This window comes from Alcanivorax sp. (assembly GCF_017794965.1).
Classification (GTDB): Bacteria; Pseudomonadota; Gammaproteobacteria; order Pseudomonadales; family Alcanivoracaceae; genus Alcanivorax.
On the sequence record NZ_CP051240.1, the window covers coordinates 2,364,762 to 2,377,251 of the forward strand.

Here is a 12,490-nt window from a genome sequence, read left to right on the forward strand (position 1 = left end):
TTTCGCAGTGGAACTACCGCTCCCACAAATATCAGTAGCGCGTTGCGAGGGACGAGTTTCGAAAGGCAAAGGCGGAGAGGACAGATCTTGTGGGAAATTCAGCTTGCTGAATGAAGACGCCTGCGCCTTCCCCTGATCAACCGCAACATTCGTTCAGCAAGCTGAATCTCCCACCAGGTTAATCCCCGAAGGACGGAAATCGGCGAAGGTCGGTCTCCGCCTTCACATATACAATGGCGGAGATGGGCTCACGCCCATTTCCGCCCTACGACGGTTCCGAAGGTGTATTAGCATTGTTACTACAGAGGCGCAGAGTTCACTGAGGGAAAACATTGCCCCTGTGGCTCTGTGCGGAGCTGTCGTTGCTATTTCGCAGTGGAACTACCGCTCCCACAAATATCAGTAGCGCGTTGCGAGGGACGAGTTTCGAAAGGCAAAGGCGGAGAGGACAGATCTTGTGGGAAATTCAGCTTGCTGAATGAAGACGCCTGCACCTTCCCCTGATCAAACGCAGCATTCGTTCAGCAAGCTGAATCTCCCACCGGGTTAATCCCCGTAGGACGGAAATCGGCGAAGGTCGGTCTCCGCCTTCACACATACAATGGCGGAGATGGGCTCACGCCCATTTCCGCCCTACGAACTGAAATAAACCCTTCGCGTGCAAGCACGCTCACACATTAATCGCCTGGCGCTCTATCAGTGCTGACGAGCAGCGGGTTGATGTTGAGGTCTTGAACTTCAGCATCAGGCATAAAGCTTCTGGCGTCATGCTGCCAGCAGGCAGACGGAGTTTCGAAACGCGTTACTCGCTTCTCATCAACTCAGCTTTCTGCCGGATCCTCAATAACTTTCAACAGACGATCCGGGCCAAGCTCCACCGGCTTCGGTTCACCGGGCAGTTGCCAATGTCCGGCATGGCGTTCATCCGGCTTGCTGTCCATTAACGGCAGGCTGGTAAGATCCGCCAGTGCATCGCGGAACAGGTCAGTGCGGTAGCATTGCGCCGCAAACGTCTGTTTTTCTTCCAGCGAACATTGCCGCCAGCGCTGCATTTCTTCCAGCATGAAACGGGCGTCGGAGCGCCACGGGAAGTTGGCGTGGAAGCCTGCAAACACATGAAAATGATGGGCCGGGAACGGCTGGCCGGTAAGGCCGCCTGGCAGGCGGTTACTGAACGGCGCACGGATGATTTCTTCCGGCACATCCAGCCAGGCGGGGTGGGCCAACAGGGACAGGCTCTCTACCAGATTGTCATCGGCATAGCAGGCCGCCTTGTACAGCGCCCGCAACATGGCCCGGTGTTCGTCCGGATGGCGCGCCACCCAGTCACGGGACACCGCCAAGACTTTCTCCGGCGCATTTTCCCAGATCTGGTAACCGGACAGGATACAGTGCCCCGCACCGGTCAGAGCCGCCAGACTGTTCCAGGGCTCACCCACACAGAATCCATCAATGTGGCCCATGCGCAAGTGATCCACCATCTGTGAGGGCGGCAGTACCACCAGCTTCACATCGTGGTCCGGGTCCAGCCCGGCCACACTCAGCCAGTGGCGCAGTTGATAACTGTGGCAGGAGAACGGAAACACCACCGCCAGCACCAGCGGGGCTTCCCCGCCACTGGCGCGGGCCGCCACCAGCTTGTTCATGGCGCTGGCCATATCATTGGCAGTGGGACCTTCAGAGAGTGCACACAACCCTTGGAACAACATGGGCGACACGGTAATGCCATTACCGTTCAGGCCCATGGAAAAGGCCGTCGCCAGTGGTTTCTTGATGCACCCCAGCCCCAACGACGTGGCCAGCATCATGGGCGCCAGCATGGGTGCAGCATCCAGCTGGCCTACCAGCAGTCGATCACGCAGGCTGGCCCAGCTCCACTCCGGCTGAAGCTCCACATCCAGACCCTCTGCCGCGAAGTAGCCGGCCTCCTGAGCCACCGCCAGCGGCAGGCTGTCAGTCAGCGGCATGTAACCGATACGAATTTTCATCCATCTTGCTCCGCAAGAGCCTGACGCCGGACGCTTGAGGTCGAACGTCGCAGAGGCTCATTCATCTCTACAGGACGCCTTGCCCGACTCACCGGTTTGGCTGGTGCATCCACCAGGCTGCGGGACTTTTTCAATGGCATCACTCGTCGCATCTTTTCTCCTGTATTGACGCCAGGCATTCGGCCTCAGGCATCCAGCGTTTTATCCCTGCGCTTTCAGCATCTCGGCATAATCCAGCACCGATCGGGCCACCTGTATCAGCGGCTGCCCAGTATTCATGGCCTGCCGTCGCAGGGTGCTGTAGGCATCCTGCTCGTTGAGCCGGCGCCGCTGCATCAGCAGCCCTTTCGCCCGCTCGATAATTTTGCGCTCCGCCAGCGCTTCACGGGTCTGTTCCAGTTCTTCCCGCAGGGCCTGGTATTCGCGAAAACGCGCTGTCGCCACCCGCATCACACCGCGTACCCGGGTCAGGTCGGTTTCCCCTGCCACATAGGCACTCACACCAGCACGCAATGCTGCCACCACCAGGTCTTCATCATCCTGGTTGCAGAACATGACCATGGGACGCGGGATATCCCGCTGCACCAGCGCCATGCTTTCCAGGGTGTCCCGGTCCGGGGCATCCATGTCTACGATGACCACATCCGGGTTACTGCTGCGCACCTTCTCCGCCAGACCGGCTGCGCTGGTCAGGCGGCACAGGATCTCGTGCCCCTCATCAATGAGGGCCCGTTCGAGAATCGCGGCGCGCGGTGGCTGGTCATCCACCAGCATGATTTTCAGAGCCATAACGTCTGGGGCATCCGGACAAAAAGTGTTATCAGATTGTTCTGCAACGGTTGTGCCAGTCATGGTCACCCTAACCTTTTGTTTTAAAATAAGTTTTATTTTTCACCAATACAGCACCTCAAAAGCGCACCTCCCTGGTGCACTTTTGGGTACCAAAAACGCCCCCTCGCGTCGCTCAATACTCAGCGGCGTCGATCATGGTGGTGGCCAGTATGGTGTAGGCGGCGGTCCAGGCCGCTTCGGTGTCGCTGTCAAAGGCATCACCCAGTCCCTGGCCCAAAGTCCAAAGCAAGGCCTGTGCCACCGTGTCGTAATCCGCCGGTTTCACTCCGTAATCCTTGTGGCGAGCCCCCAGCTTCTGTACTGCGGGCACAATGGTGTCGAGCTTGTCCAGCCCCTTCACCACCACCCCGATCATGGTCATTAGCTTCTTGCCCTGCTCTTCCATGTTGCCCTTGAATAGCGGCTTGAGTGACGGGTCGGTGGTAAAGAGGCGCTCGTAGAACAGCGCCGCGGCCTGATCGGAAATACCTTCCACTTTCGCCCAGCTGTCCTGTACCAGAGCAATCTGTTCGGGAGTCATGGTGTTTCTCCTGTTATTGAATACTGATAAGCGTGAAAATCCGCAGAAGGCGGTTTACATCGGTACGCGAATAACCACACCACCCATCACATCGCCCATTTCGAAATCGGTCTTGGGGGAATCCTTGTGGTTGTTATGACATGCCACGCACGGCGCAGCCACCGCCACGTCCGGGTACACCGCTGTGTAATAGGTCACATCACCCAGTTTTTCTTCACCGTAAAAGTTCTTGCCTGGGTTATCGGCGATGTACTGCAGACCTTCCTTTTCCAGATCGGTCTTGGGTGCATTCTGGGCATTGATCGGCCACAGAGATTGCAGGGAATAGGTGAAGTCGCTGGTCATTTCACTGACCGCTTCAGCGCCGTAACGGAACATCTGCGCCGGCAGCGGCGCCCCGTTTTCCAGGTCTTCCCAGTATTCATGGGGTTTGATGCTGTCAGCCCCGGCCGGGCCAAGGCGGCCAATGATCATCTTGGTGTAGTTGGTACGGTCTGCCTTCATCACCGCAAACAGGGAATCGGTGTAGACCTTGGGTTCAATGCCCCCACTGGGAGCGGCTTTTTCTTCACCGCAGCCACTCAGGATCAGGGCGGACATGGCGGTGGCCATCAGGATGGTGACGTTACGCTTCATGACGTGTTGCATGGGTACTACCTCCTCAGGTTTGGAATCGTTCAATCAGACAAATCAATAAGGACCCTTCTTCTCGCCCCGGGCCTTGTCGCGTTCCACGGCCATATCAATGGACGGCACATGGGTTTGCGGCTGGCCATTGAAGTTGTTTTCACGCAAGTGCGGGTCTGCCAACGCATCCAGGGAAAACTCCAGGCTGTGGCATTGCAGACAGACCGGACGCGCCATCTTCTCCACCGGGCGCAGGGTCAGGTTCTGGTTGTGCTCAACAAAGATCTCGCCGTGGGTCTCTTGCCGCGGCATATGGCAAGAGGCACAGGTCACGCCGCTGCCCGGCGGCAGCTCACCGCGTTTTTCCTTTTTCCACAAATCATGATGGGGAGAGCGCAGGTATTCGTTACTGTGCTCGTCATTGTGACAACCGATGCAGCTGTCCACGGCGGCAGTTTGCGTGTCGAATTCATGGGCGCCGTGACAGCTGATGCAGGTCAGCTCCCGATGGCTGGCTTCCACATGCATGTTGAGCACTGATTGCGCCGGCGTCATGGGCGACAGCCCCTGGGCAAGGCGCATGCCATGCCGGCCCTCGAGGAAGCCTTCCGATTCCGGCTCGTGGCAGGTTGCGCACTGCAGCGGTTCCGGGGAATCCACCCAGTCCTCACCCCCACCGTGACAGGCGGAACATTCCACACCCGCCTCGGCATGGGCATTGCCATCCCAATGCTCCGGGGTTTCCACCTCTGCTGGCGGCGCGCCGTTGCCTTTCATCAGCGCCACCAGGTCGGCATCGCTCATCTGGCGGGCCAGCAAATCCCTGGGCGGCTGTTGGGCGGGCTGCTTCAGCCAGGGCTCATCGGCGTGGGCCAGCAGGAAATCTTCATAGAGGGCGCGGTTATCATGAAAGTTATGGCAGCCAGCATTGGCACAGGTATCAAAGCCCATGCCTTCATGACTGGGACGATCTTTTTCGATGTCTTCGTGACAATGGGCACACATGTCCATGGGCAAGGTCACGCCCATGCCCACATCCAGCTCCGGGCGGTGTTCCACATGACAGGACACGCACAAACGGGCATCCACATTGGCCAGCCGGTCAGCGTTACGCGGATCAGTGAATTTGGATTTGGGGTGGGAGTCCTGGGCCTCTTCCAGTTGCTCACCATGGCAATCCACACAGGCGTTCTGCAGGACGGTTTCGCTGTCAAAGCCGTCGCCATGGCAAACGCTGCACTGCATTTCGATCTGGTGATGGCCATGGGTCATCGGCCCGGGAATAAACGCGGTTTTCGGGGCGTCCTGATCCACCAGCTGCAGACTCAGCCAGATGGCCAACCCCAGCGAGGCGAACAACCAGATGGCCCAGAGAATCGGATTACGTTTCTTGCTTCCCATCATCGCCCCCACGCCCGATTAAAAGTAGTACGCCGAAACGATGTGAAAAATCAGCAGGGCTGGCAGCGGCCAGCACACCAGTATGTGTAGCCAGGTAGTGCCCTGTCGTAGCCAGCCGACCCCGGTCATGGCCGCCTGTAATCGCGTTAGCAGTGCCGCCGTAATCCCGACCAGAGCGGTCCCGATAAAGCTCAGCATCAACCAGCGGTTGAGGTTTTCTCCCAGGGAAAAACCGGTGTGCCAGTAGAGCAATAGCAACGCCGCCAGCCCCAACACCGCATGGGCCACACGCCAGCCGCTGAAGCCTCCCATTGGCACTTTCGGAAAGCGTTTCTTCAACGACATCAGCAGTAACAGGCCCGAGGCAGCCAATACGGCGTAGCCACTCCACTGGCGCCACAGGCCATTACGGGAAAACTGTTCAAAAAGGGAAATATCGAGCACGGATCTGGCCGGCGCGGGAGAGGGTAGCCAGAACGCCAGCGCCATCAGGGTGGCGGCAATCGCCGAAACAATAGCCAGGGGAGTGCCACCGGGAACCTTTCGTGCCGTTGCCGCCCCGCCGCTACACAAACTCTCCAGCAAAGGCTCACAACCGCCGCAAACCGTGCCCGCGCCACTGCGATTCATCAGGGTCGCCGTGTCACAGCTGTCACCCAGAAAACCCTGTAATTGCCCGCGGGACAATCCACGGCACTGACAGATCACCGTGGCAGCCGGCCATTCACTTACTTCTCCGGCCCCACCTTCGGCCAGCTCACCGGTAAACCGAAAGCGCAACAGCTCCCAGGGCATCAGTCGGCGTCCGTCAGCAATTCGGTTGAGAATTTGCTGGCGCTCAGGCCAGGCGCCCACGGACACCACGCCCACGAGGCGCCCGGTGCGCAACATCAGGGCACGGTAGATGCCGGCATCCGCGTCGCGGTACACCAGAGTGCGATGCACCATGCCCCTTTCTTCATCGGCAAAGCGACCGGCACTGAACACTTCCAGCGACAGCACTTTCAACCAGGTGCTGTCTGCTACCGGGGTATAACTGTCATGACTACCTGCCAGACAGCCTGCCGCAACACGGGCCTGCTGCAACGCAGGCATCACCAGACCACACACTTGATCCTGAAACTGGGCACACTCGCCCACTGCATAGATATTCGGGTCCGAGGTCTGCATGGAGGCACTGACTCGAATACCGTTGGCGACCTTGAGCCCGGCCTTGCGAGCCAGTTCGGTGCGCGGCGCAATCCCGGTTGCAAACACGACGGTGTCGCACGACAGTTCCGTCCCATCCGCCAATACCACCGCGTCCACCCGTTCGCTACCGGCAATGCTGCGAACACTGGTATTGAGCCGTACATCCACCCCTGCATCGCGCAAGCTGTCAGCGACCATATTGGCAGCATCACTGTCCAACTGCCGATTCATTAACCGGTCTGCATGCTGAATCAGGGTAACGCGGGTGCCGAAACGGCACAGGCCGTGGGCCGCCTCAATCCCCAGCAGGCCGCCGCCGATGACAACCGTATGAGTGCTACGCAGTCGCCGCGCCATCAGAGCCTGGGCGTCATCCATATCGCGGAAACGCAATACACCGGACAACCCAGTGCCCGGTATGGAAGGAATATGGGCGTCACTCCCCAGCGCCAGAACCAGGCGACTGTAGTGGTGACGCTGACCGAGCGCATCCTCTACCCAGCGACGGGCAGGACTGATCCCGGTAATGGACCGGCCAACCAGATGTTCAACAGAATCATCCAGTTCGGCCGGCAGATTGGTCAGATCATCAAACCCGGTAGATCCGGAAAGGAAGGTGGAAAGTTTAACGCGATCATAGGGGGCCCAATGCTCTGCACCGAACAGCTTCACCGGGGTGGTGACACCACGGCGACGCAGTTCCACCAGACACTGCATTCCCGCCGGGCCGTTACCCACAATGATAATCGGCTCAGCGGTTTCGGCATCGGGTACCCGGGGTTGCGGCTGATAACGTCTTGCTTCCACCTGAAACCTCCTTTTCTGAGGATCTAACGGGGAAGGTCGGGGATCAGAACTTCAGTTCTGCCCAGGCCCAGTACTTGCTGGTATCAGACTTGAAATCATCGGCGCTGTAGTCAGCGTATTTCAGGCCTACCACGTAGTTCTTGCCGATCGGACGCGCTACCAGCAAATCGGTTTCTGTACCGTAGTCAGTGCTACCTTCGTTGGACTTGAAGTCATGGAACACGGCCAGCAGCTTGAAGCCGGCCAGCTTGCCGCCCACGGATACGAAGGTATCTTCCAGACCGTCAGCCGGTGTCGCCAGGAACTGATCCGCCCAGCCGTTGAACGCATGCTTGGTCGCCAGTGGCGTCTGGAACGCGACAGTGCCGTCATCTGAACCAAGCACTTCCTGTGCCACTTTCACGGTGACGCCCGCAACTTTTGCGCCCAGCTCGGCAAAGTAGTATTCGGTATCACCGGCTTCCACTTCCTGTTGAGCCCCTTCCAACGTGAGCAACAGTTTCAGGGAATCCAGATCAAAGGCACCGGCATAACGCAGACCAAAGGTATCGTTATCGGAATCGGGCACGTTGTCGGTTTCCAGCAGGTAGCCGTAACCGGTCAGGGAACCGCCCGGTGCGCCAGTCCAGCTGGCATTGACAAGATAGTTGGACACATTGGCGTCGAAGCCCGGAGTGATGCCATTCACCTGGGTGAGGTAGGCGGTGGAGAGGGAAAAATCACCCACACCGTAATCCACTCTGGCACCATCAAAGGTCTGCTCATCCTGACGCCAACCCACATTGCCCACAAAGCGGGCATTGTCGTAGATAATGCGCTGGCGACCATAATTGGCCACCAGCCCTTCCAATGCATCGCTACCGGTGTAGCGAATGGCCGCCCGGTTAAGCTCAGTGACTTCCGGGTCGGCAATCACCGGATACCCGGCCTGCTCCGGCGCATAGTTGTCCACCTGACCGACGATCCGGGTATCTTCGAACTCCCCCATCACGTCAAAGCCATAAAGCTTGCCGCTTTGATAACCCAAACGGGTGCGCAGGGTCAGTGCCTGACCTTCATCAGAAACACCGTCAATATCCACTTCTTCATAACGAAGACGCATGTTCAGCAGCGGTGTGCCGCTCTTCAGTGCCGTAATGAACGCATCATCCTCAGCATTGGCAGTTCCGGTAAAACCCAGCGTGGACAGCACAACGCCGGCGGCAATGGCAGAATATTTCATCATCGTTTCCTCAACACTTCCCAAAAATAAAATCAGTAAAACCGTGAATTCTGGACGCACCTTTCCCGTTCCCGCTTTTCGGTGCGCGAAAAAAGCAGGCAGTTAAATCACTTTCTGAAATTAGCGGATCAGGCGCGCTTGCGTGTCGCCTCGTCCTTCTCCGCTTTACGCTTTGGCAGTGGTTCCACCTTGCGCTGTTTCTCATACAGGAACTGCAGTACCTGCTGACGACAACGCACAAAGGTGGGGTCGTCCGCCAGCGCCAGGCGATCTCTCGGACGCGGCAATGTCACATCCAGAATCTCGCCGATGGTGGCGGACGGGCCGTTGGTCATCATCACGATGCGATCAGACAGTAGTACCGCCTCATCCACATCATGGGTAATCATGATCACTGTGGTACCCAACTGGGCATGGATTTCCATCAGGGAATCCTGCAGGTGAGCACGGGTCAGCGCATCCAGTGCACCGAACGGCTCATCCATCAGCAGCACCTGGGGCTGCATGGCCAGCGCCCGGGCAATGCCCACACGCTGTTTCATGCCTCCGGAAATTTCATCCGGCTTCTTGTGCATGGCGTGCGCCATGTGCACCAGCTCCAGGTTGTGCTCCACCCAGTCACGGATCTCCGCCTTGCTCTTGGTCTTCTTGAAAACCTGCTTGACGGCCAGTTCCACATTTTCAAAGGCCGTCAGCCAGGGCAGCAGCGAGTGGTTCTGGAATACCACTGCCCGCTCCGGACCGGGCTCGGTAACCTCATGTTTGTCGAGAATCACACCGCCGTCGGTGGCTTGTAACAGGCCCGCCACGATATTCAGCACCGTGGACTTGCCACAGCCGGAATGCCCGATCAACGAGACAAATTCGCCGGAATCAATTTTCAGATTCACATCCTTCAGCGCTTCGAAACTGCCTTTCGGGGTGTCGAATTTCATGCCGACATTCGAGAGTTCCAGTAATGCTTTCATTGTTTATCTCCTTGAGATCTCTTTACCGCTGATTGAGTGCTTCAGGCCGCGCCCTTCGAGGCTGCTGCCTGAGCATGCAAGCAGCGGTACAGGGAACTCATAGTTAGCGCTGTACAGAAGATTTGTCCCACACCAGAGCGCGTTGCAGCATCAGCATTACGCGGTCCAGCAGGAAACCGATCAGACCAATCACGATCACCGCCACCATGATCCGGCCCAAAGACTGGGAGCTACCGTTCTGGAATTCATCCCAGACGAATTTCCCCAATCCCGGGTTCTGCGCCAGCATCTCTGCCGCGATCAGCACCATCCAGGCAATACCCAGACTCAACCGCAGACCGGTGAACATCATCGGCAGCGCGGAGGGCAGTACGATCTTGCGCACATGACTCAGTGCATTGAGTCGCAGCACCCGGGACACGTTGGTCAGGTCCTGGCTCACCGAGGTCACACCCACTGAGGTGTTCATCAGCGTGGGCCACAGGCAGCACAGCGATACCGTGAACATGGAGGTCAGGAATGACTTGGCCACCAGAGGATCATCTGTGACGTACACCGCACTCACCACCATGGTCACCAGCGGCAGCCAGGCCAGCGGTGACACCGGCTTGAACAACTGGATAAGCGGATTCATGGCAGCATGAGCCGTACTGCTCAGACCGATCACAATCCCCAGCGGAATGGCAATCATGGAAGCCAGCAGGAAGCCGCTCATTACCGTGATCAGGCTGGTACCAATCTGATCAAAGAAGGTCGGCGCGCCGGTGTAATCCCGGTACACCGGCTCCCATTCCGGCTGTTGCTCCAGCCGGGAGGCAATGTACTTCTCCTGACGTTCATGGAACGCCGCTTCCTTGGCACGGGACGCCTGGTGCTCATCCACCAGGGAGCCTGCCTGCTCCCAGACATCAACCGGGCCCGGGAACTGCCCCAGCGAGGTATCGATACGCTGGGCCGCCAGTTGCCACAGCAACAGGAAGACGGCGATGCCCATTACCGGCCAGATCAACTGACGCAGCAGTGTCTGCCACTGATCCGACGACATCTTGCCGGTAGCCAGGGCGCGATAGGGTTCCATCCAGGTCGGGAAAGTCAGGGTCACCATGATTGCTACTCCTCGAGTGGCGAGCGCTTAAAGCGCGTCGCCCTCTTTCAGACCAATCGGGAATTTCGCCAGGTATTCGTTGGGCTTGCGACCGTCATAGGTGATGTTGTCGATAAAGCCCTTCTGCGGCGGCTTGAAGCCCGTCTCGGTGGCGAAATCAGGGAACTCATCGGCAGCGATTTTGCCTTCAGCGATCAGGGCCTTGGCTGCCTGCGAATAGATGTCCGGGCGATACACTTTCTTGGCGATATCCATGTACCAGCTGTCCGGTTTGGTATCGCTGATCTGACCCCAGCGACGCATCTGGGTCAGGTACCAGATAGCATCAGAGTAGTAGGGGTAGGTGGCGTTGTAGCGGAAGAACACGTTGAAGTCCGGCACTTCACGCACGTCACCTTTTTCGTACTCGAAGGTGCCCGTCATGGAGTTGGCAATCACGTCATAATCCGCGCCCACGTAGTTGGGCTGAGACAGGATTTTTACCGCTTCCGGACGGTTGGCGTTGTCGTTTTCATCCAGCCACTTGGCCGCACGAATCATCGCCTTCACCACACGGATGTGAGTGTTGGGATACTTGTCGGCCCAGCCCTTGCTCACACCGAATACTTTTTCCGGGTTGTTTCTCCAGATTTCGTAATCCGTGATGACCGGCACACCAATGCCCTTGAACACAGCCTGCTGGTTCCAGGGCTCACCCACGCAGTAGCCATAGATAGTGCCCGCTTCCAGGGTAGCCGGCATTTGCGGCGGCGGGGTCACGGACAGCAGCACGTCCGCCTGCAGCTGACCACTGGTATCGCCCTTGTGCGGCGCGTAATAACCCGGGTTCAGACCTCCGGCCGCCAGCCAGTAACGCAACTCATAGTTGTGGGTGGACACCGGAAAAACCATGCCCATATTGAACGGCTTGCCTTCCGCCTTGTATTTCTCCACCACCGGTTTCAGGGCATCCGCCTTGATCGGGTGCACCGGCTTGCCGTCTTTTTCGGGGATGTTCTTCTTCATCTCCTCCCACACGGCGTTGGAAACGGTGATCCCATTACCGTTCAGGTCCATGCTGAAGGCCGTGATGATGTGGGCTTCGGTACCATAGCCAATGGTGGCGCCCAGCGGCTGGCCGGCGAGCATGTGCGCACCATCCAGCTGACCGTCAATCACCCGGTCCAGCAGGACTTTCCAGTTGGCCTGGGCTTCCAGGGTCACAAACAGGCCTTCTTCTTCAAAAAAGCCTTTTTCGTACGCCACGGCGAGGGGAGCCATATCAGTGAGTTTGATAAAGCCGAACTTGAGGTCTGCCTTTTCCGGCCAACCCACAGAGTCGTCCGCCATGGCGTTGGCCGAGAGCCCCAACGTCAGTGCTGTCATTGCTGTGCGAATAAACTTTTTCATCAGTCTTCCCTCATTTGCCCGCTATCCCGCAGGCATAAAAAAAGCGCTCAGGGCTTCCCGTCTTCATTGACCGGATGCCTTGAGCGCCTTTGCTCGAATCTGTTCGTGATCGCCTTTGATCACGACGCGGTATTTGGATCACAACGCTGTTGCTGTGATGCCCTCACTAAGGCAATAGCTGTGCCAACTTTTAAAATTGTTATTTTTCAACAGCTTACCCTTTCACCTAACCGTCACCCTTCTTCTCCACGCCCATAAATTGCACAAGCGGCACTGTTCTGAACCAATTAACGATCACCAAAATGCATCACGCCCATGCGACAACCTGGTCCACAACCGGATACGCCCCCTTTTTGCGCCAGCATGGTGAAAAAAGCTCGCACCGCTTGCGACCAAAGGCGAATTATCACGAGAAGAAAT

General features: G+C 57.8%; 10 protein-coding genes. All 10 read right to left on the reverse strand.

From position 1 onward, the window contains the following. Positions 1 to 821: 821 nt before the first annotated feature. Positions 822 to 1,988: a CmpA/NrtA family ABC transporter substrate-binding protein gene (locus HF945_RS10420; RefSeq protein WP_290522547.1), complete on the reverse strand. Its 1,167-nt coding sequence runs from the start codon at positions 1,986 to 1,988 to the stop codon at positions 822 to 824. A 201-nt stretch (positions 1,989 to 2,189) separates the two neighbouring features. After that, complete coding sequence (locus HF945_RS10425) at positions 2,190 to 2,777, reverse strand: ANTAR domain-containing protein (RefSeq protein ID WP_035229821.1); 588 nt, start codon at positions 2,775 to 2,777, stop codon at positions 2,190 to 2,192. A gap of 175 nt (positions 2,778 to 2,952) precedes the next feature. Then, a complete protein-coding gene (locus HF945_RS10430; protein ID WP_290522548.1) occupies positions 2,953 to 3,360 on the reverse strand; it encodes a globin family protein in 408 nt (135 codons plus the stop codon). Positions 3,361 to 3,414: 54 nt separating this feature from the next. Continuing rightward, complete coding sequence (locus HF945_RS10435; protein WP_290522549.1) at positions 3,415 to 4,008, reverse strand: DUF3365 domain-containing protein; 594 nt, start codon at positions 4,006 to 4,008, stop codon at positions 3,415 to 3,417. Between the two features lie 42 nt (positions 4,009 to 4,050). Then, positions 4,051 to 5,388: a cytochrome c3 family protein gene (locus HF945_RS10440; protein WP_290522550.1), complete on the reverse strand. Its 1,338-nt coding sequence runs from the start codon at positions 5,386 to 5,388 to the stop codon at positions 4,051 to 4,053. A gap of 18 nt (positions 5,389 to 5,406) precedes the next feature. After that, a complete protein-coding gene (locus HF945_RS10445) occupies positions 5,407 to 7,386 on the reverse strand; it encodes an FAD-dependent oxidoreductase (RefSeq protein WP_290522551.1) in 1,980 nt (659 codons plus the stop codon). Positions 7,387 to 7,429: 43 nt separating this feature from the next. Next, complete coding sequence (locus HF945_RS10450; RefSeq protein ID WP_290522552.1) at positions 7,430 to 8,608, reverse strand: alginate export family protein; 1,179 nt, start codon at positions 8,606 to 8,608, stop codon at positions 7,430 to 7,432. Between the two features lie 128 nt (positions 8,609 to 8,736). After that, the gene (locus HF945_RS10455; protein WP_290522553.1) at positions 8,737 to 9,576 is read right to left on the reverse strand and encodes an ABC transporter ATP-binding protein; all 840 of its coding nucleotides are present in this window, start codon (positions 9,574 to 9,576) and stop codon (positions 8,737 to 8,739) included. A gap of 103 nt (positions 9,577 to 9,679) precedes the next feature. After that, complete coding sequence (locus HF945_RS10460; RefSeq protein ID WP_290522554.1) at positions 9,680 to 10,681, reverse strand: ABC transporter permease; 1,002 nt, start codon at positions 10,679 to 10,681, stop codon at positions 9,680 to 9,682. 27 nt (positions 10,682 to 10,708) lie between these two features. Next, positions 10,709 to 12,070: a CmpA/NrtA family ABC transporter substrate-binding protein gene (locus HF945_RS10465; RefSeq protein WP_290522555.1), complete on the reverse strand. Its 1,362-nt coding sequence runs from the start codon at positions 12,068 to 12,070 to the stop codon at positions 10,709 to 10,711. Positions 12,071 to 12,490: the final 420 nt, after the last annotated feature.